This is a genomic window from Comamonas thiooxydans (assembly GCF_002157685.2).
Lineage (GTDB): Bacteria > Pseudomonadota > Gammaproteobacteria > Burkholderiales > Burkholderiaceae_C > Comamonas > Comamonas testosteroni_H.
Genome location: NZ_AP026738.1, coordinates 428,890 through 452,689, shown reverse-complemented (window position 1 = coordinate 452,689; position 23,800 = coordinate 428,890). Strand labels below are relative to the sequence as shown.

21 protein-coding genes are annotated in these 23,800 nt (G+C 63.1%); 12 read left to right on the top strand and 9 right to left on the bottom strand.

Annotation, left to right across the window (positions count from 1 at the left end; all coding sequences use genetic code 11):
* Positions 1-29: 29 nt before the first annotated feature.
* Positions 30-1,058, bottom strand: coding sequence for an extracellular solute-binding protein (locus tag CTR2_RS02070; RefSeq protein ID WP_087085306.1), 1,029 nt, complete (start codon positions 1,056-1,058; stop codon positions 30-32).
* A gap of 285 nt (positions 1,059-1,343) precedes the next feature.
* Between CTR2_RS02070 and CTR2_RS02065 the strand changes: the two genes are divergently transcribed.
* The 3 genes from CTR2_RS02065 (at position 1,344) to CTR2_RS02055 (ending at position 3,608) form a co-directional block, all read left to right on the top strand.
* Positions 1,344-2,021 (top strand): histidine phosphatase family protein, encoded by a 678-nt coding sequence (locus CTR2_RS02065; protein ID WP_087085307.1) that lies wholly within the window; start codon positions 1,344-1,346, stop codon positions 2,019-2,021.
* 48 nt (positions 2,022-2,069) lie between these two features.
* Positions 2,070-2,519, top strand: a complete 450-nt coding sequence (locus tag CTR2_RS02060; RefSeq protein ID WP_087085308.1) for a hypothetical protein — start codon at positions 2,070-2,072, stop codon at positions 2,517-2,519.
* Positions 2,520-2,621: 102 nt separating this feature from the next.
* Positions 2,622-3,608, top strand: coding sequence for a Bug family tripartite tricarboxylate transporter substrate binding protein (locus CTR2_RS02055; protein WP_087085309.1), 987 nt, complete (start codon positions 2,622-2,624; stop codon positions 3,606-3,608).
* A 59-nt stretch (positions 3,609-3,667) separates the two neighbouring features.
* Here the strand turns inward: CTR2_RS02055 and CTR2_RS02050 are convergent, their stop codons facing one another.
* Positions 3,668-4,543, bottom strand: coding sequence for a creatininase family protein (locus CTR2_RS02050; RefSeq protein ID WP_087085310.1), 876 nt, complete (start codon positions 4,541-4,543; stop codon positions 3,668-3,670).
* A gap of 96 nt (positions 4,544-4,639) precedes the next feature.
* Between CTR2_RS02050 and CTR2_RS02045 the strand changes: the two genes are divergently transcribed.
* Positions 4,640-6,235: an MATE family efflux transporter gene (locus tag CTR2_RS02045; protein WP_087085311.1), complete on the top strand. Its 1,596-nt coding sequence runs from the start codon at positions 4,640-4,642 to the stop codon at positions 6,233-6,235.
* A gap of 100 nt (positions 6,236-6,335) precedes the next feature.
* Positions 6,336-8,615 (top strand): protein-disulfide reductase DsbD family protein, encoded by a 2,280-nt coding sequence (locus tag CTR2_RS02040; protein WP_087085312.1) that lies wholly within the window; start codon positions 6,336-6,338, stop codon positions 8,613-8,615.
* Positions 8,616-8,645: 30 nt separating this feature from the next.
* Here CTR2_RS02040 and CTR2_RS02035 read toward each other — a convergent pair whose 3' ends face one another.
* The gene (locus tag CTR2_RS02035; protein WP_087085313.1) at positions 8,646-9,032 is read right to left on the bottom strand and encodes a VOC family protein; all 387 of its coding nucleotides are present in this window, start codon (positions 9,030-9,032) and stop codon (positions 8,646-8,648) included.
* A 349-nt stretch (positions 9,033-9,381) separates the two neighbouring features.
* Between CTR2_RS02035 and CTR2_RS02030 the strand changes: the two genes are divergently transcribed.
* Positions 9,382-9,897, top strand: a complete 516-nt coding sequence (locus CTR2_RS02030; protein WP_034370123.1) for a hypothetical protein — start codon at positions 9,382-9,384, stop codon at positions 9,895-9,897.
* A 62-nt stretch (positions 9,898-9,959) separates the two neighbouring features.
* Here CTR2_RS02030 and CTR2_RS02025 read toward each other — a convergent pair whose 3' ends face one another.
* Entirely contained in the window at positions 9,960-10,826 is an 867-nt protein-coding gene (locus CTR2_RS02025) for a GNAT family N-acetyltransferase (RefSeq protein WP_087085314.1), read from the bottom strand.
* Positions 10,827-11,042: 216 nt separating this feature from the next.
* Between CTR2_RS02025 and hemE the strand changes: the two genes are divergently transcribed.
* The 3 genes from hemE to CTR2_RS02010 all read left to right on the top strand — a co-directional run bounded on the left by hemE (position 11,043) and on the right by CTR2_RS02010 (position 16,322).
* On the top strand, positions 11,043-12,158 hold the full coding sequence (gene hemE, locus CTR2_RS02020) for a uroporphyrinogen decarboxylase (RefSeq protein WP_087085751.1): 1,116 nt from the start codon (positions 11,043-11,045) through the stop codon (positions 12,156-12,158).
* Between the two features lie 660 nt (positions 12,159-12,818).
* On the top strand, positions 12,819-15,005 hold the full coding sequence (priA, locus tag CTR2_RS02015; RefSeq protein WP_087085315.1) for a replication restart helicase PriA: 2,187 nt from the start codon (positions 12,819-12,821) through the stop codon (positions 15,003-15,005).
* A 195-nt stretch (positions 15,006-15,200) separates the two neighbouring features.
* Positions 15,201-16,322: an asparaginase gene (locus tag CTR2_RS02010; RefSeq protein ID WP_003065578.1), complete on the top strand. Its 1,122-nt coding sequence runs from the start codon at positions 15,201-15,203 to the stop codon at positions 16,320-16,322.
* Between the two features lie 163 nt (positions 16,323-16,485).
* On the opposite strand, the gene CTR2_RS02005 is transcribed toward CTR2_RS02010, so the two are convergent.
* The 5 genes from CTR2_RS02005 to CTR2_RS01985 all read right to left on the bottom strand — a co-directional run bounded on the left by CTR2_RS02005 (position 16,486) and on the right by CTR2_RS01985 (position 19,710).
* Entirely contained in the window at positions 16,486-17,436 is a 951-nt protein-coding gene (locus CTR2_RS02005) for an AEC family transporter (RefSeq protein ID WP_087085752.1), read from the bottom strand.
* 127 nt (positions 17,437-17,563) lie between these two features.
* Complete coding sequence (locus CTR2_RS02000) at positions 17,564-17,923, bottom strand: hypothetical protein (RefSeq protein WP_003078024.1); 360 nt, start codon at positions 17,921-17,923, stop codon at positions 17,564-17,566.
* 85 nt (positions 17,924-18,008) lie between these two features.
* Entirely contained in the window at positions 18,009-18,410 is a 402-nt protein-coding gene (locus CTR2_RS01995) for a roadblock/LC7 domain-containing protein (RefSeq protein ID WP_087085316.1), read from the bottom strand.
* Complete coding sequence (locus CTR2_RS01990; protein ID WP_087085317.1) at positions 18,407-18,973, bottom strand: GTP-binding protein; 567 nt, start codon at positions 18,971-18,973, stop codon at positions 18,407-18,409. Before CTR2_RS01990 ends, CTR2_RS01995 begins: the two co-directional genes overlap by 4 nt.
* The gene (locus tag CTR2_RS01985; protein ID WP_176391753.1) at positions 18,970-19,710 is read right to left on the bottom strand and encodes a hypothetical protein; all 741 of its coding nucleotides are present in this window, start codon (positions 19,708-19,710) and stop codon (positions 18,970-18,972) included. The genes CTR2_RS01990 and CTR2_RS01985 overlap by 4 nt, the downstream gene beginning before the upstream one ends.
* 277 nt (positions 19,711-19,987) lie before the next feature.
* On the opposite strand from CTR2_RS01985, the gene CTR2_RS01980 reads away from it, so the two are divergent.
* From CTR2_RS01980 to CTR2_RS01970, 3 genes are read left to right on the top strand one after another with little or no spacing between them, the layout of a single operon-like run.
* Positions 19,988-22,060 (top strand): ATP-dependent helicase, encoded by a 2,073-nt coding sequence (locus tag CTR2_RS01980; RefSeq protein WP_057094447.1) that lies wholly within the window; start codon positions 19,988-19,990, stop codon positions 22,058-22,060.
* Between the two features lie 9 nt (positions 22,061-22,069).
* Positions 22,070-22,498, top strand: a complete 429-nt coding sequence (locus tag CTR2_RS01975) for a hypothetical protein (RefSeq protein WP_087085319.1) — start codon at positions 22,070-22,072, stop codon at positions 22,496-22,498.
* 50 nt (positions 22,499-22,548) lie between these two features.
* Positions 22,549-23,763, top strand: coding sequence for a phospholipase A (locus tag CTR2_RS01970; RefSeq protein WP_087085320.1), 1,215 nt, complete (start codon positions 22,549-22,551; stop codon positions 23,761-23,763).
* The last annotated feature ends 37 nt before the right edge of the window (positions 23,764-23,800 follow it).

Sequence of the window (23,800 nt, the reverse complement as noted above, 5' to 3'; positions counted from 1 at the left end):
AGGCGGCGCAGCCACTCAGGGGGTGTTACTTATTTATCAAACCCCACCTTGTCGACCAGGACGCTGGCAGCCTTGCGGTGCTTGGCAATCTCGGTCAGCGGCAGCGAATCGATCTTGATCTCGCCGATGCTCTGGGCCACCACGGGGTCCAGCGCCACGCCCTTGCGCACTGGGTGCTCGTAGTTGGCCTGGGCGTACATATTCTGGGCCGGTTCGGAGACCAGGAACTCCAGCAGCTTCACGGCCTGATCGCGGTTGGGCGCGTGCTTGGCCACCGAGGCGCCGCTGATATTGATATGCGTGCCGCTCTTGGGGTCGTTGAAAGTGGGTTTGACGACCTTGATGGCATCACCCCACTTGCGTGCGTCCGTACCTTCCTTGGCCGCCTTCATATGGCCCACGTAGTAGGTGTTGGCCAAGCCTACATCGCAGATGCCGCCCAGGATGTCGCGCGCTACATCGCGGTCACCTCCCGTGGCCTTGCGTGCCAGATTGGCCTTGACGCCCTTGAGCCACTGCTCGGTCTTGGCTTCGCCGTCATGGGCAATCATGGCGGCAATCAGCGCCGTGTTGTACGGGTGCTGACCGGCACGGCTGCAGACCTTGCCCTTGAACTGCGGCTTGGCCAGGTCTTCATAGCGGAAGGCGCCGATCTTCATGTCCTTTTCGGCATACAGCACGCGGGCCCGCATGGACAGCGCGAACCACTGGTTGTCTGCGGCACGCAACTGGGCAGGAATGGCGGCTTCCAGAATGCTGGACTTGACGGGCTGGGTCACGCCGCCGTCCACCAGATCCACCAGATTGCCGATGTCCACCGTCATCAGCACATCGGCCGGCGAGCGCTGGCCTTCGGCCTTGACGCGCTCCAGCAGGCCGTCCTTGACGAAGACCGTCTTCACGCCGATCTTGGTCTGCGCCGTGAAGGCCGCCAGCAAGGGCTGGATCAATGCCGGTTCACGGGTGGTATAGAGCGTGATGTCCTCGGCGTGGGCGGACAGCGCAGGGGCGCACAGGCTGGCAACGGCGGCCAGTGCAAACAGGGGTCGTCGAAACATGGAGGGCTCCAGAAGGTGAACAGGCATAAAAAAACACGCTCCGCCTCGAAACCGACAAGCCTCCTGCCAGCCAAGTGCAAGAGATCTGTGAACCAGTACCGAAAGCGGAGCGTGTTGTTATGTTTTTGAGAATCGCTCTCAACTATCTTAACCGAGCAGCATGCTCTGCCCGTGCACCAATCCTGACGACGGTTGCGGAAATGCCAGCCTGTGCGCTGTCGCACAAGCGCCAGCAGGTCGCAGGCATGACAGCGCCGCAAACGGGCAAGGCCCAACATCCGCCCCATGGGAAACCTCTACCTTGTGCGCCATGGCCAGGCCTCGTTTGGCGCGGATGATTATGACCAGCTCAGCCCACGCGGCCAGGAACAGGCAGTGCGTCTGGGTGAATACTGGCGTGAGCGAGGTCTGACGTTCGACGCCGTCTATGCAGGCACGCTCAAGCGCCATCAGCAGACGCTGGCCGGCATAGTCCAGGGCCTTGACAGCGCTTCAAGCATCGAGGCACAAAGCCGGTCCGGACTCAACGAGTACGACAGCGAAGCCCTGCTGCGCGCCATCCACCCTGCCCCTCTGCCCAGGCCCGATACGCCCGAGCTGTACCGCCATCATTTCCGTCTGCTGTGCGACGCGCTGGCGCAATGGATGGGAGGCACCATCAGCCCGGCCGGCATGCCTGACTGGAACGGTTTTGCGGATGGGGTGCACCAGGTGCTCGAGGAGATACGCCATCAGCACAGCGGCCAGAACGTGCTGCTGGTCAGCAGCGGCGGCCCCATCTCCGCGGCCGTGGGCCAGGTGCTTGGAACCGCGCCCGAGGTGACCATCGCCCTCAATATGCGGCTGCGCAATATTGCAGTAACCGAATTCAGCATCAGCCCCAAGCGGCTGATGCTGCAAAGCTTCAATACGCTCAATCATCTGGATGGGCGCGAGTACAGAGACTGGGTCACCGCCGCCTGATCACCCACGACCCCGGCTCAGGCAAACACAAGCTGCTACAAGTCCTGTATGGACTCCATCTTTCTCAGCCTTGGCGATACGGAGCTGACGCTAGACATCGGCCCTCAGCAGCACCGCCTGCCCATAGGCATTGCCACTCTGGTCAAGGCTTTCGGCCAGCGCATGCCCAATGCGCTGATGCTGGAAAACGCGATTGCCGATGTGGAGGATGCCGTCATGCCGGCCGGACGCTGGCTGCCTGCAGGCGCCAGCCTGCTGCAAACGGCAGACCCGCTGCTGCGGCAACTGATCCATGGCGCCACGGCCGACCCGCAAGCCACACAGGCGTCGCGCGAGGCCGTCGAGAACCTGTTCGAGCTGCTGGCGCGCCAGGCCCTGCAGCCCGGTCATGCCGACCCGCAGCTGCCGCAGACCGCTGAACATGCAGCGGCCCTGCTGATCTTGCGCGAGGCCATGCATCACTGGGGGCTGGATACCCTGCAAGCAAGCGGTAACTAGCCATACCTGTGCGGCATAGCAGACAGAACACTTTGCGGCTGCCTCTCGGCATTTTTCGGCGGCACACTCTCTGGATAAAAAGTTTCAGACAGAAGGACAAGCATGAAACGCCGCAGTTTTACCCAATCCCTGATCAGTGCCGCAGCGGGGGCTGCCCTGCTGAGCGGATTTGCCACCACCGCCCAGGCCGAAGGCCTGTCCAACCGCCCCATCCGCATCGTCGTTCCCTTTGGCGCCGGTGGCGTGGCCGATGTGACGGCCCGTGTGGTGGCCCAGCAGCTGTCCACCCAGCTCGGCCAGCCCGTGGTCATCGACAACAAGCCCAGCGCGGGCGGCATTGTCGCGGCCGACACCGTGGCCAAGGCGGCGCCCGACGGACATACGCTGTTTCTCATGTCCAACGGCAGCGCCGTCACGGTGAATCTGTTCAACAATCTGCCCTTCGACATGGTCAAGGACCTGACGCCCATCTCCACGCTGGGCTACTTTGACATCGGCGTCATCACCGATGCCAAATCGCCCTTCAAGAACCTGGGCGAGCTGGTGAGCTATGCCAAGGCCAATCCCGGCAAGCTGAATCTGGGCAGCATCAACGTGGGCAGCACCCAGCATCTGGCGGCCGAGCTGTTCAAGACCACGGCCGGCATCGATGCGCAGATCGTGCCCTTCAACGGCACACCCGCCGTGGTGACCGCGCTGCGCGGCAAGCAGATCGATGCAGCCGTGGAAATTCTCACGCCCATCATGGGCCAGATCAACTCCAAGGCCGTGAACCTGCTCGCAGTAACGGGAGAGAAGCGCTCGCCGCTGCTGCCCAATGTGCCCACGGCCCAGGAATCCGGCGTCAAGGGCTTTGTGGCCTCGTCCTGGAATGCACTGGCCGCCCCCTCCAGGACGCCCGCCCCCGTGATCGCGCGCCTGAACAAGGAAATCAACGCCGCCGTCAACAACCCCGAGGTTGCCAAGAAGCTGCGCGAGCTCAATGTGCAGGCCCAGGCCAGCACGCCCGAGCAGACCGCCAAGCTGCTGCAATCCGAAATCAGGCGCTGGGGCGATGTGATCACCACGGCCAAGATTCCGAAACAGTAAGCTCCCCCTGTGGCGAAGGCGGCTCTTGCTCGGCGTCTCCGAGTTAGATTGCGCCGGTTTTAGAGCAGTTTGGGTTGATTCTCTACGGTGCTCAAGGGCAGATCATGAATCTCGCTCAGCAGCCTGACCAGGCCCTCGGCCGATGAACACACCATGGCCTCGCCGCGCTCGGCCGTCGCGGCGGCGGAGTTGCCCACAGCTCCGGCCGGGTTGTAGTCCTCGATCGCCCAGCCCAGCTTGGCGCTGCGGCCATTGCCGATGAAGTGGTATTTGCCGGCCCGCTGCTCCGAGCTGGAGGCAAAGTTCTGCGCACGCTCCATATGCACGGTCTCGGGCGCCAGGTGCAGCATCATCGATGTCTCCACTTCGCCGCCGTGAATGCCAAAACGGTGCTCATGCGCGCAGAACTGCTGGTTGGCTGCGTCGTCCACCAGCCCGAACCAGCTGGCGCTGTAGACCAGCAGGCCATGCCGCATACGCAGCTCGCGCGCAACGATGTCCATCAGGCTGACCTGGCCGCCATGACCGTTGAGCAGCAGCAGCTTCCTGATGCCGGCGCGCGCCACGCAGGCGCCCAGCTCCGTCCACAGCGCAATCAGCGTGGCAGGCTGCAGACTCAAGGTTCCTGCATAGTGCGTATGCTCGACCGAAAAACCGATGTTCTGCGGCGGCAGAAACAGTACCGGCAGCTCGGCGGGCAGTTGTGCCACCGCCGCATCGATGACGCCCTCTATCAGGCTGGCATCCACCGACAGCGGCAGATGTGGCCCATGCTGCTCCACCGCGGCCACGGGCAGCACGGCCACGGTGTCGGCGGCCAGACCATTGCTCTGGGCCAGGGCAAAGTCATGGGCCGAGGCCTGGGCCCAGAAGCGTGACGGCCAGCGGGGAAGCGCGCTTGCGGGAGTGGACGGGGTATTGCTCATGGTCATCATCGTAGCTGCGCCAGCGCCCCGAAACCACCTCATACCCCGGATTCCGGCCCCACCGCCCGTCCACCGCAACCGGCCGACATGCCCCACAATGGGCCGATGCCTGAAGCCTCCGCCAGCGCCCCGCGCCAGAGTGCGCATCCCGCCAACTCCAAGCCGCAGACCCGCGATCTGACCCAGGGCCCGATTGCCAGCACCCTGCTGGTCTTTGCCCTGCCGATCCTGGCCGGCAATGTGCTGCAGTCGCTCAACGGCTCGGTCAATGCCATCTGGGTCGGCGGTCACCTGGGCGAGGCCGCGCTGACGGCCACTGCCAATGCCAACAACGTGATGTTTGCGCTGATCGGCGCGGTGTTCGGCATCAGCATGGCAACCAATATCCTGATCGCCCAGAGCATGGGGTCGAAAAACATCGCGCAAGCCAAGCGTGTGCTTGGTACCAGTGCGACGTTTTTTGGTGTTGTCTCACTGCTGATTGCCCTGCTGGGCTGGCCGCTGTCGCGCCATCTCATGCAATGGATGAGCACGCCCGAGGCAGCTTTGCCACTGGCCGAGGCCTATCTCCAGATCATCTTTCTGGCCATTCCGCTGCTGTTCATGTTCAGCTTTGTGACGGCGGCCCTGCGCGGCGCGGGAGACACCCGAACGCCGTTCTGGTTTCTGCTCGTCGTCGTGGCGCTGGACATGGCCCTCAACCCTCTGCTGATCTTTGGCTGGGGGCCCGTGCCGCGCATGGGCATCCAGGGTTCGGCTGTTGCCACGCTGATTGCCAATGCCGTGAGCTTTACAGCCCTGCTGGGGTGGCTGCGTCTGCGCCGCCACCCCTTGTGGATAGGTCGCCGGCAGTTGGGACTGTTCAAGCCCGACCTGACGATTGTGCGCACTCTGGTGGTCAAGGGCCTGCCCATGGGCGTGCAGATCGTGATGATCTCGCTGGCCATGATCGCCATGATCTCCATGGTCAACGAGCATGGCGTGCAGACGGCATCCGCCTATAGCGCCGCGCTGCAACTGTGGACCTATGTGCAGATGCCGGCCATGGCCATAGGCGCCGCCTGTTCGTCCATGGCGGCGCAGAACGTGGGCGCGGGTCTCTGGAAACGCGTCAGCGCCACGGCCAATGCCGGCATGCTGGGCAATCTTGTGCTGACCGGCAGCCTGATCGCCCTCATCGTGTTGCTGGACCGTTATGTGCTGGGCTGGTTTCTGCCCGGAGGCAGCCCCTCGCTGGAGGTGGCCCGCCACCTCAACCACATCGCCATCGGCTCCTTCCTCTTCTTCGGCGTGACCTTTGTACTGGCCGGCGTGGTGCGCTCCACGGGGGCCGTCATGGCACCGGTTCTGATTCTGGCGATTGCCATGTGGGGCATACGCGTTCCCGTGGCCCGCTGGCTGCAACCCGTGATGGGCGTGGATGCCATCTGGTGGAGCTTTCCCATCAGCTCCGTCTGCTCCATGCTGATGATGCTGGCCTATTACCGCTGGGGCCACTGGCGCAAGGCCCATATGCTGCCCGCCAGGCAAGCCGAGCCGGCAATCACAGCCCCTTCGGAAACCGCCGAGAACACCTCCGTCAATGCCGATGCACTGCTGAACAACGCCAGCAACTGCGAGCGCGTTGTCATGCCGGCCGAAGTCGGCGGCCAGCCGCCCAGCCCCGTGGCCAATCAGGCCCAGGCTGTGGACAAGTCCTGAAGCCGCTTGACGGCAGAGGCACTCATACCGACTTAATCACTGCTGACCATACTGCTGCGGTTCAGGAACCAAAATACCGGCCCAGGCTCTTACCAACGTCATGCTCTTTGCCACTTCTCCACGCCGCCCTCGCCCGTCGCTGCTTGCGCTCTGGCTGCTTGCCTTGCTTTTGATAGCTTCAAGCGCTTTATCCACAAGCGCCGCAGCCGGAATTCAGCTCAGAACCTCAGCCAGCAACTCCACTGCCTTGGTGCAAACCCCACGTGTACGGGCCGAACTGGTAGCCCAGGCCCCCGAGGGAATTGCTGCCGGCCAGAGTTTCTGGCTGGGACTCAAGCTAGCGCATGAACCCGACTGGCATACCTACTGGAAGAACGCGGGCGACTCGGGCCTGCCGACCGAACTGCAATGGCAGCTGCCATCGGGCTTGAGCGCCGGCAGCATTGACTGGCCCACGCCCCATGCGCTGCGGGTGGGACCGCTGGTCAATTACGGCTATGAAAACACCGTGCTGCTGCCCATCCCGGTCAAGGTCGCCAGCGACTTCAAGGCTCCCGCCTCCGGCATGGTGGAGGTTCATCTTTCCGCCAGCTGGCTGATCTGCCGCGTGGAGTGCATCCCCGAAAGCGGCGAGTTCACCCTGCAGATTCCCGTGGTCGGCAGCACCGCAGCCAACAGTGAAGATTTTCTCAAGGCCCGGGCGCAGCAACCCGTGGCCCTGGACGGCAATGGCCAGGCCAGCGTGCAGCCAGCCACCGATACCAATGCCAAGATCGCTGACGACCGTATCCATCTGCGTGTCGCCGGCCTGCCGGCAGCGATCAAGGGCAAAACGCTGGAGCTCTACCCCGAAAATGCGGAAACCTTCAAGCATGCCGCCGAATCCGGCAAGGACTGGCAGCAACGCTGGGATGGCGACGCCTGGGTTGCTGAAGGTCTGCCGCTATCCGACATGCGCAGCGATACGCCACCGCAACTGGCCATTGTTGTGGCTCTGGCGGACCAGGACCGCGCTACAGCCCTGGACAATGGTCAACCTATCGCCTGGCGCAGCACGCTGGATGTGCAGGGGCAATGGACGCCAGCCACTCTGACCGGTGTTTCCCCCGCGCTCGCGGCCGCACTGGAAGCGAACAAGAATGCAACAGTTCCTGCCCAGACCTCGGGCAGCGCCAGCAGCACAGGTCTGCTGGCGGCACTGCTGGGCGGTTTGATCGGTGGCCTCATCCTCAATCTCATGCCCTGCGTGTTTCCTGTGCTGGCCATCAAGGTGCTGGGGTTTTCGGGTCATGGCCAGAACCGCCAGGCCCAGAAACTGAGCGGCCTGGCCTATACCGCCGGCGTGGTGCTGTCCTTTGTGGCACTCGGCGCACTGCTGCTGGGCCTGCGCGCGGCCGGCCAGCAGCTGGGCTGGGGCTTCCAGCTGCAGTCACCCGTGGTGGTGTCGCTGCTGGCGGCGCTGTTCACCGTACTGGGGCTGAATCTCGCCGGCTTGTTCGAGTTCGGCAGCCTCCTGCCCAGCCGCATTGCCAGCGCCCAGGCGCGCAACCCGGTTCTGGATTCCTTTCTCTCAGGCGTGCTGGCCGTGGCCATCGCATCGCCCTGCACTGCGCCCTTCATGGGTGCCTCGCTGGGCTTTGCCATCGATATGCCTGCGGCGCAGGCACTGACGGTGTTTGCCGCACTCGGCGTCGGCATGGCCCTGCCCTATCTGCTGGCCAGCTTCGTGCCCGCAGTCGTGAGCTGGTTGCCCCGCCCTGGGCCCTGGATGCAGACCTTCCGCCACGCAATGGCCTTCCCCATGTTTGCCACCGTGGTCTGGCTGGTCTGGGTGCTAGGCCATCAGGGCGGCATGGATGCAGCAGCAGCCCTGCTGGCGCTGCTGCTGGTGCTGGCCGCGCTGATCTGGGCCCAGGGCCTGCGCGGCAAGAGCCGCCTGAGTCTCGGAGCCCTCGCCTTGCTGCTGGCTGTTGGCGTGGCCTATTACGCCCTGCCGCTGATCAAGGCCGAGCCTGCGGGCCAGGCTCAAACACAGGCCGGCGAACTCTGGCAACCCTGGTCGGCAGACAAGGTTCAGTCTGCCCATGCCTCGGGCCAGCCAGTGTTTGTGGACTTCACGGCCGCCTGGTGCGTGACCTGCCAGGTCAACAAGCGCACCACGCTGAGCAATGCAGAGGTACTCGCCGCTTTTTCACAGCACCGGGTGCAGCTGCTGCGTGCCGACTGGACACGCCAAGACCCGGCCATCACCCAGGCACTGCAATCGCTGGGGCGCAGCGGCGTCCCCGTCTACGTGCTGTACCTGCCCGGCAAACAGCCTGTGGTGCTGAGCGAGCTGCTCTCCAAAAGCGAGGTACTTGACGCACTCAAACAGATCTAGGCCATTACCGCGCACAGAGATTGACGCAATTCAGGCTGGCGCCACCTCCTCGTGCAGGCAGAGGTAGTTACCCTCCGTGTCCTTGAACCAGGCGGCCTTCTCGGACCCCAGCACGCAGACATGGTTGACGGTCTTGAAGTCGGGGAAGTCGTAGTCCTCGAATACCACGCCCCGGCTTTTCAGCTCCCGAATGCTTGCAGCGATATCGGGCACCCGAAAGCTGATGGCCGTGTGCTCGGCCTTGGTACCACCAGGCTTTGGAAACAGGGCCAGCGCACTGCCGCCAACCAGGTAGACAAACTTTCCATCGGGCCGCAGCTCTCCTGGCTGCAGACCCAGGCCTTCTTCGTAGAAAGCACGAGCACGCGCCATATCCATCACCGGCAGCATCGTCGTCACAGCAGAATGGCTCAGCATAAGAACTCCTTTGCCCGGCGCTGCGGGGCCATGGCCCATGAGTCGAGCAGACCAAGCTTAGCCCCAGGGGTTGGCAGATGCCAGCCCCGGCAAGCTCAATGAACCTGGCGCAATCAACTTTACGACTGGGCACACCGCCCTCGCTCTGGTCAAACCGGCAATACCTGACATGGCTTCGGCCCGGAGTAGAGCGCGACTTCAAGCAGGCGCACAGTGCCTATGGCACAAACCAGGCAAAAGCTCTAGACTGGAACTGCCCACAAGCCAGGCGCAACCGCAGTTTCCAGCCCTTGCCAGCCTTGCGCGCGTTGACCACTGCGGACTGCCTGAACTGCACAGGAGGTAAGCCATGCATGCCAACCTTATCCACCAGCCGTCTCACAAACGTCTTTGCCTGTTGCGTGCACTGGCGCTGGCCAGTCTGGCGATCGCCGGTCTGGCCCTGCCCTTTGCCTGGGACGTCCTGGCCAGCATCAACAGCATGCCCAAGATGCACTGGTTGCAACAGGCACTGGCGCAGGCTCCTGCCTTCAGTTGGCTGATGATGTTTGTCTGGGGCGGAGCCATACCGTTGGTATTGCTCAAGAACATGGACCAGACGCCGTCACACAAGCTTCGCACCACGGTGGTGATGCTGATCCTGATGTGGATCGCCGTCACCTGGTATGTGCACATGCCGGCCAGCAATCAATGCAGCGCGCTTTATGGGTCCTGGGATTGGGCCTGCTCGGTTCTGCAATGGGGCTACAGCATGAGCCTGGTGCTGTCCATTGCAGCCTATGCCTTCCTCATGCTGGGACTGATGGTTACGGCGCTGGGCCTGTTTGCCGAAGGCCTTGAAGATGAGCCCAGCCACGCGGCATGACCCGTCCAGCCATCAAAAAAGCCTGCGGCCATGCCACAGGCTTTTTGCTTGCTGCTCTCGCCTCATACCTTCATGCGCCCGAACAAGCGGCGGTAGCGAGAGGGTAGATCCTGCATGCGCATCATGATGGGCAGATCGGCCGTATTGAAGTCGCTATCCCAGGCCGGTGCCCCCAGCACCTTGGCGCCGGCGCGCAAATAGCCCTGGATCAGTGCTGGCGGCTCGACCTTCAACGCATCTGCCGAGACATTGCTGATATGTGCCAGCTCCTCGGGCAAGGCTACTCGAGGGCGCACCTGCAACTCGGGCTCGGCCAGATGGCTCTGGCGCAGCTGCTGCCAGATGCGTGCCGGACCTTCTCCATGGGCCAGGCCCGGGTATTGCATGGGAATGCTGGCGCAGCCCACCATGGCCTCGAGCCGGTTGCGCTGCATGAATTCGGCCAACGCTCCCCAGAGCGCCAGAATCACGCCGCCCTGGCGATGCTCTGCATGCACGCAGCTGCGTCCCAGCTCCACCATCTGTGCACGCCAGGCGTTGATGGGCGAGAGATCGAATTCCTGATCGCTGTACAGACCGCCGGCACGCTGGGCTTGGGCGGGGGTCAGCAGACGGTAGGTGCCGATCACCTTGTTCTGCTCTTCATCGCAGACCATCAGATGCTCGCAGAAGTCGTCAAAGATATCGATGTCATGACCTGCCACGGGGGTCTGCAGCACAGCGCCCATTTCTTCGGCAAAGATCTGATAGCGCAGGCGCTGGGCCTGGCGAACCTCGTCCAGATGCCGAGCCCAGCGCACCTGCAGGCGCAAAGCGGGCGCGGCAGCATGCACGGGACTGGCGGGGCGATGGGAAAGCGAGGGAGCCGATGACTGTGTCGTCGCGATGCTCTGGCCATTCAGCGCATCAAGAATCTCGGGATGCCTCATGTCTGCTTTCCTCCGGTGTTGGACGCAGTTGGCGGCCTGCCTGTGCCACACGGTGTGTCTGCGTGGCGTCATTGTGGAAAACGTAGATGAAGCCCGCGCGACACTTGGATGACGGTTGCATGACAAACCATGGCAGCCGCCATCCCTGCACAGAGAGCTGAATTGCCGCTCGGGATTGTGGTGAATGGGAAAGCCGGAGTGGGCGACAATCGGCATATGAGTTTCGCCCCCCTGACCAATGACACCTTCCTGCGCGCATGCCGTCGCCAGGCTACTGACTACACGCCCCTGTGGCTGATGCGCCAGGCGGGACGCTACCTGCCCGAGTACAAGGCCACCCGCGCCAAGGCCGGCAGCTTCATGGGCCTGGCCACCAATGTGGACTACGCCACCGAGGTGACCCTGCAGCCGCTGGATCGCTTCCCACTGGACGCTGCCATTCTGTTCAGCGACATCCTGACCGTGCCCGACGCCATGGGCCTTGGCCTGTCGTTCGCCGAAGGCGAAGGGCCGCGCTTTGCCAAGGTTGTGCGCGACGAGGCTGCCGTTGCCGAGCTGGCCGTGCCCGACATGGACAAGCTGCGCTATGTGTTTGACGCCGTCACCAATATCCGCAAGGTGCTCAACGGCCGTGTGCCGCTGATCGGCTTTTCGGGCAGCCCCTGGACTCTGGCCTGCTACATGACCGAGGGCAAGGGCAGCGATGACTACCGCACCGTCAAGTCGCTGATGTACTCGCGCCCCGACCTGATGCACCGCATCCTGGAAGTCAACGCCGACAGCGTGGCTGCCTACCTGAACGCCCAGATCGATGCCGGCGCCCAGGCCGTGATGATTTTTGACAGCTGGGGCGGTGTACTGGCCGACGGTGCTTTCCAGGAATTCAGCTTGGCCTATACCAAGCGCGTGCTGGCTGGTCTCAAGCGCACCGGCGTGGACGGCAGCGACGTGCCCCGCATCGTCTTCACCAAGGGTGGGGGCATCTGGCTGCCCGACATGAAGGACATCGACTGCGAAGTGCTGGGTCTGGACTGGACGGCCAATCTGGGCAAGGCTCGCGCCATCGTGGGCGGCGAGGTCGGCGGCCCAGGCAAGGCGCTGCAGGGCAATATCGACCCCAATGTGCTGTTTGCCGCACCCGAGCAGGTCGCCGCCCAGGCGCGTGCCGTGCTGGACAGCTTTGGCAAGCCCCATACCGGCCAGAGCACCACCGGCCCCACTCACATCTTCAATCTGGGTCACGGCATCAGCCAGTTCACCCCGCCCGAACATGTGGCCGCACTGGTCGAAGCTGTGCACAGCCACTCGCGCCTGCTGCGCACAAAGGGCTGACTCCCCCTTGCAACAAGTGCCTTCCCAGGCATTTGTTGCAGAACAACGGGCCCCAATCACCCGATAAAATCAAATGGTTATTGAACGACAATTGCCGGCCTGAGATGCAGTAAAGCGGCAGCAAATCATTGATTTCAAATCACTAAATCTCAGACCCTGAGAAATTCGGCGCCAGCAGTGCTTGGCGCTTTTTTATTTTTTCACCCACCTTGACATCGATTGACGGAAGTTATCCACATATGGATGCTTCAAGATAACTGCATGCCTCATGGCTGCTGGATCTAGTGCTATTTTTTGAGAAGTTAAGGACTTTGCACCGCGGTTTGAACACATTTAGGTTTAGGGAGCTTCTCGGTTGACAGTGACTCGCCGCCTGATTTATGCACAGATATGGCGAAGCAGCCTCCCTGCGAACACTCCGCCGAAGCAAGCTCCCCATCGCCTCATGAATACATATAAGTCTTTGTTTTAAATAAATTAATTATTCAACCACTCAGCCATCCTGTCGGCTTGCAAACACCAGCAGGACTTGCTCAGGCCTTTCGCGCATATTGTTTCTCACAAAGTTATCCACAGAATGCAAAGCCTTTGCAGGCCTCAAAATCTGCTATAGCTCTGAGGAACCGCGGCCTCTGCAGCGCCTTCCCCTGATCCAACTCCATGTCCCATATCGTTTACGTTGCCGTCCAGACCCCTGCCCACAGCGCCGTAGGTGATCTGTTGAGCTACGTTAGCGATGCATGGCTGGAGCCCGGCACCTTGGCGCGCGTTCCTCTGGGAAAAAGAGAGTTGCTGGGTGTGGTCTGGGATACGCCCGCCGCCCCCGAAGCCATTCCAGACGGGGTGGAACTGCGCAGCATTGCCGGCCTGCTGCAGGGCATAGAACCGCTGAACCAGGCCTGGCGACGCCTGGTGGCTTTTGCCGCGCACTACTACCAGCGCAGCCTGGGCGAGATCGCCGTCACCGCCTTGCCGCCTCAGTTGCGCGATATGTCGCCCGAACAACTGGCTCGGCGGCTGGCTCCGCCCAAGACAGCCAAGACACCAGCCGGCAAGCGCAGGAAGGTACAAGCCGCTGAAGCAGCACAAGCGAGCACCGAGACGATGGCTCACACGCCGGACGCCAGCAGCGCAATACCTTGGGTCGCACTCAGCGCCGAGCAATCCTCGGTTTTCGAGCAAATTGAGCAAAACCCAGGCCCGTTCCTGCTCTACGGCAGCACGGGCAGCGGCAAGACCGAGGTTTATCTGCGCGCAGTGCAAGCCGTGCTGGATGCCAACCCAGAGGCACAGGCCCTGGTGATGGTGCCAGAGATCAACCTCACGCCTCAGCTGGAAGAGCGATTTGTCGCCCGCTTCGTGCCTCAGTACGGCAAGGACGCCGTAGTCAGCATGCACAGCGGCATGACCAACCCGCAGCGTCTCAAAAGCTGGCTGGCCGCTCACACGGGCCGCGCCCGCATCGTGCTGGGTACGCGCATGGCTATTTTTGCCAGCGTGCCGCAACTGGCGCTGATCGTAGTCGACGAGGAACACGACGCCAGCTACAAGCAACAGGAGGGCGCACGCTATTCGGCACGCGATCTGGCCATCTGGCGCGGGCGCGATACCGGCGCCAAAGTCATTCTGGGCAGTGCCACACCGTCGCTGGAGAGCTGGCATGCCTCGGAGCCCGACGTCGGCCGCTACCTGCGCCTGCATATGCCCAGCCGCATCGGCGCGGCCGGATCAGGCACGGCCAGCCTTCCCAGGGTGAGAATGGTGGACATGGGCCAGCAGCCCAAACGCGCCGTGTTCTCGCCTCCGCTGATCGAGGCCATCACCGAGCGCGTCCAGCGCGGCGAGCAAAGCCTGATTCTGCTCAACCGCCGTGGCTTTGCCCCCGTGCTGTTCTGCGCCGACTGCAACTGGAAGAGCGACTGCCCCCATTGCAGCGCTCACCAGGTCTTTCACAAGGGCGACCGCACGCTGCGCTGCCACCACTGCGGCTTTACCCAGCGCGTGCCGTTTGCCTGCCCCAGTTGCGGCAACCCCGACATCCTGCCGCTGGGCAAGGGCACGGAGCAGTTGCAGGAAGAGCTGGAGCGGCTGCTGCGCAATGTGCAGCGCCCCGACGGCCATCCGGCCCGTGTGGCGCGCATCGACGCCGACACCACCAAGGCCAAGGGCAGCCTGGAGCAGCAGCTGGCCCAGGTGCATGCCGGCGATGTGGATGTGCTGGTCGGCACCCAGATGGTGGCCAAGGGCCATGACTTTCGACGCATCACGCTGGTGGCCGCGGTACAACCCGACAGCGCGCTGTACTCCAGCGACTATCGCGCCCCGGAGCGCCTGTTCTGCCTGCTGATGCAGGCCGCCGGGCGCGCCGGGCGCGACGCGCAATATGTGAAGGCCCAGGGCAGCCATCCTGAGATGTGGATTCAAAGCCACGACCCGCAAAACGCCGTCTACACTGCACTGCGCAGGCATGACTATCCGGCGTTTGCCAGGCAGCAGCTCAAGGAACGGCTGGATGCCGGCATGCCGCCCTATGCCTTTCAGGCCATAGTCCGGGCCGATGCACGCACCCAGGAAGCTGCCCATGCCTTTCTGAATGCCGCCACCCAGGTCGCCAGAGAGGCCAGGCTGCCGTATCTGGACGAGGTGTTCATCTACCCACCCATCCCCATGGCGGTGCAGCGCGTGGCCAATGTGGAGCGTGCCCAGATGCTGCTGGAAGCCGGCAACCGCAGCGCACTGCTGCGCTTTCTGAATGCCTGGCAGCAGTATCTGCACTGGCTGCGCACTCTGCCCGAGCACAGGCCGCTGGTGCGCTGGCTGGTGGATGTGGATCCGCTCAGCATCTAAAGTCGTCTGAAGTTTAAGGTTTTTAGCTCTTTAGCCCTTTACCCATAAGCGCTGACAGCTATCAATTTATATAAACCGCAGGCGCTTGGCAAATCCATCGGGATTTGCGCGAATGGGCAAGCCGGCATGGCTATTGCATGGTGTGAAGCTCGGCTCCACAAGAGGCCGTTTCATTCAATCACGGAGCACTACTTCATGCAAAAACAAGTCTTCCGCCAGTCCTTGCTGGCCGCCACCATTGCCGTTCTGGGCGTTCTGTCCGCCCCCGGCGCAGCCCTGGCGCAGGATGCATCGCCTGCGGCCGCGCAGGCGGCCAAGGCGCAGGCAGCCAAGCCCAATGTGGTGGTGCTGGCCACGGGCGGCACGATTGCGGGTGCTGGTGCCTCGACCGTCAACAGCGCCACCTACACGGCCGCCAAGGTCCCTGTGGACAAGCTGCTGGCCGGCCTGCCCGAGCTGGCCCAGATCGCCAATGTGCGCGGCGAGCAGGTGTTCCAGATCGCTTCCGAGAGCTTCACCAACGACAATCTGCTGACCCTGGCCAAGCGCGTCTCGCAACTGGCCAAGCAGTCAGATGTGGACGGCATCGTCATCACCCACGGCACGGACACGCTGGCCGAGACGGCCTACTTCCTGAGCCTGACCGTGCACACCGACAAGCCCATTGCCGTGGTCGGCAGCATGCGCCCGGGCACGGCCCTGTCCGCCGATGGCGCACTGAACCTGGTCAATGCCGTCAGCGTGGCGGGCTCCAAGGACGCCAGGGGCAAGGGCGTCTTCGTCACCATGAATGACGAGATCAACACCGCCCGCGATGTGAACAAGGACATCAACATCCAGACTGGCGCCTTCAAGAGCCAGTGGGGCCCGCTGGGCATGGTGGTCGAGGGCAAGAACTACTGGTTCCGCGCCCCCGTCAAGCGCCACACCATGAACTCCGAGTTCAATATCGACAACATCGACAAGCTGCCTCAGGTGGACATCGTCTATGCCTATGGCAGCGTTCAGCCCACGGCAGTGAATGCACTGGTCGATGCCGGCGCCAAGGCCATCGTCCATGCCGGCACCGGCAATGGCTCGGTGGCCGACCGCATGGTCAAGCCGCTGCAGGATGCCCGCGGCAAGGGCGTGCTCATCGTGCGCTCGTCACGCGTTCCCTACGGCTTTGTGCTGCGCAATGCCGAGCAGCCCGACGACAAGTACGACTGGGTGGTCGCCCACGATATGCGCCCCGAAAAAGCACGCCTGCTGACCATGCTGGCGCTGACCAAGGGCGCCAACACCAAGGAACTGCAGCGGATGTTCTGGGAGTATTGATCCACCCCTGAGCCGCTTCGCGGCTTCCCCTCAAGGGGACGGCAGCCTTTGCTGCGAGGCGGCTCTTGCTGGCTGCCTCTCTCGGGGCATGCCTGATTTGAGATTCAGGATACAAACAGCGGTTTGCGCAGGCTGGACTTGCGCAAGCCGCTCTTGTTTTTGATCAGGTCATCAGCGCCACGGCGGCGGAGAAGCTGAGGAAGGCCAGGCTGGTCGATACCAGGATGATGCGTGCCACGCGGCCGCTGTGGGCGCCGTAGCGCTCGGTCAGCAGCGACACATTGCTGGCCGAGGGCAGAGCCGCCAGCAGCACCAGCACCACCAGGGTTTCGTGCTGGAGCGGCAAGCCCATCGAGATCGCGGCCAGTCCCACGGCCCAGACCAGCAGCGGATGGACGACCAGCTTGGCCAGTGCGATCGGCACATAGTCCCGCACTGCCACGCGTTCGTGGCTATTCATCAGCGAGCGCGCCAGCACGGCGCCTATGGTGAACAAGGCCACCGGCGAAGCCGCTGCGGCCAGCATGGCCACGGTCTTGTCCACCGGGCCGGGCAACACCCAGCCCATGGCCGACGCCAGACCGCCCAGCAGAATCGACCAGGGCATGGGATTGGACGCCATGCCCTTGAGCGAATTGCGCACCGCCAGCCAAACGCCTTGCCCTCCCGCCAGATCGAGCTGCGACAGCGCAATGCAGGCCGAGGTGGTGATGACCATGTCGATGGCCATGGTCACGATCACCGGGCCAGCGCTCTGCGCGCCCAGCAGCGCCGCCAGCATGGGGACGCCCATGAAACCGGTGTTGGGAAACGCAGCCACCAGAGCGCCGAATGCGGCATCGTTCCAGCCCAGGCGTCTGCGTGTCAGCAGCACGGTCGCGCCCACCATCAGCGTCGCACAGAACAGATAGACCAGGGTGACGTTGATATCGAGCAGCTGATGAATCGGCGTCTGCGCGCCAAAGCGGTACAGCATGCAGGGCAGCGCGAAGTACAGCACAAAGGCATTGAGACCGGGGATCGCTGCCTGAGGCAGGATGCCGCGCCATGTGGCGGCAAAGCCGCAAGCCACCAATGCAAAGAAGGGGAAGGTGATGAGTAGAACGGACAACACGCACAAATTGTGACAGCGCCCGGCTCCAGCCCTCTCACGGCCTTCGATGAAAATTTTTCAGTGCAGACCTACCCAAAAACAAAGCCTGCGCAAGGCAGGCTGCTGTGACCGGAACAAGGACAGCGCGTCAGAGCTTGAGTTCCTTTTCCACATCTGCAGTCTTGCGGCGCGCCAGCGCCAGGTTGGCACGAGCCTTGTCCAGCACCAGATAGAAGAACACGCCGTCATTGGCGGCCACGGGACGGATGATGTGATATTGCTTGCCCAGAGTGATCAGTATGTCGTCGATCTGGTCGTTGAGATTGAGCATGCGCATGGTCTTGATCTTGGCACGCACGACCTCGGTATTGCCGGCCGCGGCCAGCTCCATGTCCACGCCGCCGCCGACGCTGCCCATCAGCATGCCGCTGGCGCTGTCCACGAGGGCGCCACAGACGGCACCGTCGGTGGTCATCAAAGCGTTCAGAGAATCCTGGATAGAGGCCATAAATCCACCTTTTGAAAAAGCAAGACAAGGAACTCGTGCGCCAGATGCGCACCCACTCGGACTCAGAACTACAGTGAACCTGTGATCAAGAGGGCAGGTACCCTGTGGCAACCTCGCCAGCCGCCCAGAGCGCGCGACCCAGCAAGGCGTTCTGATCCACCACCAGGCAGAGAACGGCCGGGAAGGAGCCGTTCACCGCCTGGAAGACCACCGTGCCCGACTCCGTCTCGAAGGTCAGGCGCTTGCAATCCCTGTGTCCGATCTCATTGGCCACGGCCTTGGCCATGGCCATCAGCGAGCCCGCCATGGCCGACAGTCGTTCGGTCGGTAGTTCGCTGCGAATGCGCAGCGCTGAAATCTCGAAACCGTCAGGGGTACAGAGCAAGGCGATGTGGACGCCCGCCACCGGGGCGACCACGCGCGCCAGGATTTCCTGACCTGCCTCCACGGCATGTGGCGGAATCACGAGGGAGTTATGGGTCTTCATAGAGTCTGACTTTGCAAGGAGAGCAGCGATGCCAGCACGCCCAGGGCATCCAGCATCTGCTGGCGATCACGTGGATCGGCCTCCACAAGCGGGGTGAGGTCATGGCCTCTGGCAACCAGGGTGGAGCTGAATGCCTCCAGCCTTGCTCCGCTGGCGCTGCGGCAGCTGAGAATGAGCATCAGGGGAGCCTGCTCCAGCTCCGCTATCCCCGTCAGCATCTCGCTGGCGTAATCCACCGCGCCCGCATCGTTGACATCCAGCATCAGCAGCGCCCCCACCGATGCCGAGAGCACCCAACGGCGCACGAAATCGAAACGGTCCTGGCCGGGACTGCCTACCAGTTGCAGCCGCTCGCCCGAGCCCAGGTCGATCTCGCCAAACTCCGCCCCTACCGTGGTGAACTCCTTGCTGTGCGCCGCCTTGTCCAGGTTGCGCACATCGCTGCCTGCCATGAATTGCCCGCACAGGCTGCGCAGCGCCGTGGTCTTGCCTATGCCCATGGGCCCGAGCAGACTCACCCGCAGCAGGCCCTGGCCGGGCTGCATGGGCATGAAAGATGTCATGTACGTCCTCCACGGGTAATCCAGCCCGTCAGCTTGCTGAGCCATTGACGCGTGACGGAAGCGGCCGGCTGCTTCTGGGCAATTGATTTCTGCGCAGCGGAGGGTTCCTCGGAGCCGCGCAGACTGCAGTGCAGGACTGCCTGAATCTGAGGCAGGGACAGCAGCGTCGATAGCTGCGGCATTTCGATGCCGGCGTGCTCCGCCAGCGATCTGGCATCGATAGGCCCGCGCGCGAGCAGTGCCAGCACGCGCATGTGCAGCGCGCTGTTGGCGCTGCCAGGCAAGGCAACCCAGGACTTGATCTGAAAGCGATGCGGACAATCGGCCCCCTGCTGTTGAAGCTCCTGCAGGGCGCGCTGCAGCGACAGGGGCGCAGCGGCCCTGTGCCGGGCTCTCCAGTCCATGAGGAAAACCGCAGCACGGTCGAGCATGTCGATCAGGTCGGACACCGTGAAGTCCACATCAAGATGTACTGCCCAGCCCTGGGAAGAACGCCCCAGCGGCTGCATGGCCGGCTCGCCGCCGAGATAGACCACGCAAGGAGCTTTCGCCTCTGCCCTGGCCAGCAGGCTCTCCAGCCCCTCGATCACCAGCACTTCGGCCGCCTGGCGCGGAACCTGACGCCAGGCGGAAAGCGACTTGCGCGCGGCCACGGCGAACAGCGCTTCAAAGCGCTGCTGCACGGCAGGCGTCCAAAGTTCTGCGGCCAAGCTCACTTCACCGATGGTTCTCGCCATGCACAGCACCCTGACTGTTGAGAAAAAGACGATGAATCCCTCAACCACCGCCAATTCGCTGGCACTGTCGGGATCAAGGCCGGACACGATGCAATCTTCACGCTACACAACTAACACCTTATTACAACAATTATTCAAGTAACAGGAGAGTGCATGTGTAGGTGAAACGCTCGCTGAGTCCCTGATTTTTGTCAGTTGTGAGCACTGTCATCAGGGCTCTTCACTGCGAAGCGGTATGCTCCCAGTCCTTGTTTTTGATGATGGGTCACTCTGCTTCATGTCTGCTGGTCTCAACCTCGCTCAGCTCCAGGCCGTGCATTACACCGAAGGTCCATGCCTTGTTCTGGCAGGCGCCGGCTCGGGCAAGACCCGTGTGATTACGCACAAGATAGGCCGTCTGATCGAAACCGGTCTGGCGCCGCGCCGCATTGCCGCCATCACCTTTACCAACAAGGCCGCCGCCGAAATGCGCGAACGCGCCGCAGGTCTGATCGGCCGCCAGGCCAAGGAGGTGCTGATCTGCACCTTCCACTCACTGGGCGTGCGCATGGTGCGCGAGGACGGCCACATTCTCGGCCTCAAGCCCCAGTTCAGCATTCTGGACACCGACGATGTCACGGGCATCCTCAAGGACTGCGCGGGCGGCACCACCGATGTGGCGACGGCCCGCCAGTGGCAGTGGACCATCAGCGGCTGGAAGAATCAGGGCTGGGACAGCCGCAAGGCCCTGGCCATGGCCCAGGACGACAACGAGCGCAGCACCGCTCTCATCATGCAGCGCTATGAAGAGCGCCTGACCGCCTACCAGAGCGTGGACTTCGACGACCTGATCGGCATGCCCATGCGATTGCTGCGCGGCCACCCCGAGGTGCGTGAGAAATGGCAACGCCTGTTGGGCCATGTGCTGGTGGACGAGTACCAGGACACCAACGCCACGCAGTACGAGCTGCTGAAATTCCTGGTGGGCGAACGCGCCCACTTCACGGCCGTGGGAGACGACGACCAGTCGATCTACGGCTGGCGCGGCGCCACTCTGGACAACCTCCGGAAGCTGCCCGTGGACTTTCCGCAGCTCAAGGTCATCAAGCTGGAGCAGAACTACCGCTCCACCAGCGCCATCTTGCGCGCCGCCAACAATGTGATCGGCCCCAATCCCAAGCTGTTTCCCAAGACACTGTTTTCGGAACTCGGCGAGGGCGAACCCGTGCGCATCGTCGACTGCGACACCGAAGAGCACGAGGCCGAGCGCGCCGTGGCGCGCATCCAGAGCCTGCGCGCCAATATGAACCCGCAGCCCGCGTGGAAGGACTTCGCCATCCTCTACCGCGCCAACCACCAGGCCAAGCCCTTCGAGAAGGCGCTGCGCAAGGCCAACATCCCCTACAAGGTCTCGGGTGGCACCAGCTTTTTCGACCGCGCCGAAATCAAGGACCTGTGCGCATGGTTCCGCCTCTGGATCAACAACGACGACGACCCGGCCTTTCTGCGCTCCATAGGCACGCCCAAGCGCGGCATCGGTCACACCACGCTGGGCAAGCTCGGAGAATTCTCCGCTGCGCACAAGCTCAGCATGTTCGGCTCGCTGTTCAATGCGATGCTGGAGGAGGCGCTGCCGCGCAAGGCCTTCGAAAGCCTGCTGGAATTCGGCCGCTATATCAATGACCTGGAATACCGCGCCCGCCACACCCTGGGCTTTGAAGCCTCGCGCAGCTTTCTGATCGACTGGCTCAAGGAAATTGGCTACGAACAGTATCTGTATGACAGCGAAGACAGCGAGTCTGTCGCCGCCGCGCGCTGGAGCAATGTGCTGGAGTTCTGCGACTGGATGGCCCAGCGTGCCGGCGGCCAGATCGAGGATGCCGCAGGCGCCGGCACCCAGACCGAGGTCAAGAGCCTGCTGGAGGTCTCGCAGAACATTGCCCTGCTGTCCACCATCAGCGAGCGCGAGAAGGAGCAGGACATGGTCGTGCTCTCCACCCTCCATGCCTCCAAGGGCCTGGAATGGCCCCATGTCATGCAGGTCGGCGTGACCGAGGGCATGCTGCCATTCAAGCTGGACGACGACGACGGCAAGCAGCAAAAGGTCAGCGATGAAACAGCCGCACGGCTGCAGGAAGAACGCCGCCTGATGTATGTGGGCATCACCCGCGCCCAGCGCACGCTGGCCGTGAGCTGGACCAAGCGCCGCAAGAAAGGCCGCGAGATGGTGGCCTGCCAGCCCAGCCGCTTCATCAAGGAAATGGGCCTCGATGCGGCCACGGCCAAGGAAGACCCGCGCGAGAAGCTACGCAAGCTGCGCGAGGAATTTGCCGCACGCAAGAACCAGGCGGCGCCGGGCGCCGCCAACTGAAGACCCGAGATGACCTTGAGAACCTTGATTTTCATAGCTGCCAGCGCTTTGTCCATCAACGCTTGCGCGCAGCTCGACTCCAAGCCCGCCAGCACTTGCCCGCAAGACTGGCAGATGAGCGACAAGCAGTTGCAAGGTGAATGGACAGGCGCCGTCGCCGGCAGCGAAGAAACCGCCCGCATGGTGCTGGGCCCGCATCCCGAATGGGCAGGTAACGTCAAGGGCAGCATCAGCCGCCCGGGCGGCAGCCACCCCATGGTGGGCGATGTGAACGAGGGCACGGTCACGCTCGAAGAAAGCGCAGATGGCTCGCGCATCACCGGCACCTGGCTGGGCGAGGTGATCGAGGGCAGCTGCGGTACAGAAATTCACGGCAGTTACCAGGAGGGAGAAAATGTTCCACCACGTGCGTTCATCATGCGCAAGGCCCAACCCTGAGCAGGGCTGGGTGTTGCCAACCGCAACCGGCCTGTGCATTGATTGATCCCATGAGTATTCGCTTTTTCACCCCGCCCCCCCTGACCCTGAGCATAGGCTTGACACTGGTCGGCGGCCTGAACCCGGCCACCGCCAGCAGCGCGGAACTACCGCCCCCTGAAAGCTGGCAGCAATGTGCCGCCACCACCAGCAACAACGACCGCCTGGCCTGCTTTGATGCATGGGCAGTCAAGCAAGGCTCGGCGGTTGTGCCCCACGCCACCGGTTGGAGTGCGCCTGCAGCCAGCGCACAAGCTGCGCCTGCTCTCACTCCCGCTGCCACCTCGGCGAACGACGCCGCGCCCGCCAGTGCGGCTGCGGCGACAGTCGCCAGCGCCGACAGCGGCCTGGGTCTCTCGCCCAACAACGGCGGCTGTCGCGATCCTCGCTACACCGAGGTTTCGCGCTACTTCGAGCTGGAGCCCGGCACGGACTGCGGTACCTTCAACTTCCGCGGCTACCGCCCCATGTCGGTCTCCGTGGTCGTGGGCGACGAGGTCAATCAGCAGCCCTACTCGCCCAGCCGCGGCCTGGCGACCGAGCAGCCCTACCAGAAGCACGAGATGCGCCTGCAGCTCTCGGCCCGCACCAAGATTGCTTCCGGCCTGCTGACCGGCCCCACCTCGAAGGGCAAGGATTCGCTGTGGTTCGGCTATACCCAGCAGTCCTACTGGCAGCTGTTCAACGGCGATATCTCGCGGCCCTTCCGCACCACCGACCACGAGCCCGAGGTCTTCTACGTCTACCCGACGGACGCCCAGCTGCCGCTGGGCTGGCGCTGGCGCTACTCGGGCATAGGCATAGCTCATCAGTCGAACGGACAGAGCAACCCGCTGTCGCGCAGCTGGAACCGCTGGTATCTGATGACCGGCGCCGAGCTGGGCAACCGCTGGCAGCTGCATCTGAAGGCCTGGCAGCGCATGAAGGAGAGCGCGCTTGAGGACGACAACCCGCATATCCAGGACTACATCGGTCGTGGTGAAATCAAGCTGGGCTGGAACGTCAACGAGCAGAACTATCTGGGCCTGACTGCACGTGGCTCGCTGGGCCAGGGCAAGGGTTCCGGTCGCATCGAGTGGCTGCGCACCCTCGGCGAAGGCTGGAACGGCGGCAAGAGCAATCTGCGCCTGCATGTTCAGCTGTTCAGCGGCTATGGCGACAGTCTGGTCGACTACAACAACAAGCGCACGGTACTCAGCGTGGGCCTGAGCCTGCTGGACTTCTGAAGCCGGCTTGGCCCGTAGCTGCTGGGCCGAGCCGTGA

Bases quoted from the DNA above. Each gene is read 5' to 3' on its own strand.
- CTR2_RS02070 (WP_087085306.1), bottom strand. From the start codon at position 1,058: ATGTTTCGACGACCCCTGTTTGCACTGGCCGCCGTTGCCAGCCTGTGC.
- CTR2_RS02065 (WP_087085307.1), top strand. From the start codon at position 1,344: ATGGGAAACCTCTACCTTGTGCGCCATGGCCAGGCCTCGTTTGGCGCG.
- CTR2_RS02060 (WP_087085308.1), top strand. From the start codon at position 2,070: ATGGACTCCATCTTTCTCAGCCTTGGCGATACGGAGCTGACGCTAGAC.
- CTR2_RS02055 (WP_087085309.1), top strand. From the start codon at position 2,622: ATGAAACGCCGCAGTTTTACCCAATCCCTGATCAGTGCCGCAGCGGGG.
- CTR2_RS02050 (WP_087085310.1), bottom strand. From the start codon at position 4,543: ATGATGACCATGAGCAATACCCCGTCCACTCCCGCAAGCGCGCTTCCC.
- CTR2_RS02045 (WP_087085311.1), top strand. From the start codon at position 4,640: ATGCCTGAAGCCTCCGCCAGCGCCCCGCGCCAGAGTGCGCATCCCGCC.
- CTR2_RS02040 (WP_087085312.1), top strand. From the start codon at position 6,336: ATGCTCTTTGCCACTTCTCCACGCCGCCCTCGCCCGTCGCTGCTTGCG.
- CTR2_RS02035 (WP_087085313.1), bottom strand. From the start codon at position 9,032: ATGCTGAGCCATTCTGCTGTGACGACGATGCTGCCGGTGATGGATATG.
- CTR2_RS02030 (WP_034370123.1), top strand. From the start codon at position 9,382: ATGCATGCCAACCTTATCCACCAGCCGTCTCACAAACGTCTTTGCCTG.
- CTR2_RS02025 (WP_087085314.1), bottom strand. From the start codon at position 10,826: ATGAGGCATCCCGAGATTCTTGATGCGCTGAATGGCCAGAGCATCGCG.
- hemE (WP_087085751.1), top strand. From the start codon at position 11,043: ATGAGTTTCGCCCCCCTGACCAATGACACCTTCCTGCGCGCATGCCGT.
- priA (WP_087085315.1), top strand. From the start codon at position 12,819: ATGTCCCATATCGTTTACGTTGCCGTCCAGACCCCTGCCCACAGCGCC.
- CTR2_RS02010 (WP_003065578.1), top strand. From the start codon at position 15,201: ATGCAAAAACAAGTCTTCCGCCAGTCCTTGCTGGCCGCCACCATTGCC.
- CTR2_RS02000 (WP_003078024.1), bottom strand. From the start codon at position 17,923: ATGGCCTCTATCCAGGATTCTCTGAACGCTTTGATGACCACCGACGGT.
- CTR2_RS01995 (WP_087085316.1), bottom strand. From the start codon at position 18,410: ATGAAGACCCATAACTCCCTCGTGATTCCGCCACATGCCGTGGAGGCA.
- CTR2_RS01990 (WP_087085317.1), bottom strand. From the start codon at position 18,973: ATGACATCTTTCATGCCCATGCAGCCCGGCCAGGGCCTGCTGCGGGTG.
- CTR2_RS01985 (WP_176391753.1), bottom strand. From the start codon at position 19,710: ATGGCGAGAACCATCGGTGAAGTGAGCTTGGCCGCAGAACTTTGGACG.
- CTR2_RS01980 (WP_057094447.1), top strand. From the start codon at position 19,988: ATGTCTGCTGGTCTCAACCTCGCTCAGCTCCAGGCCGTGCATTACACC.
- CTR2_RS01975 (WP_087085319.1), top strand. From the start codon at position 22,070: ATGACCTTGAGAACCTTGATTTTCATAGCTGCCAGCGCTTTGTCCATC.
- CTR2_RS01970 (WP_087085320.1), top strand. From the start codon at position 22,549: ATGAGTATTCGCTTTTTCACCCCGCCCCCCCTGACCCTGAGCATAGGC.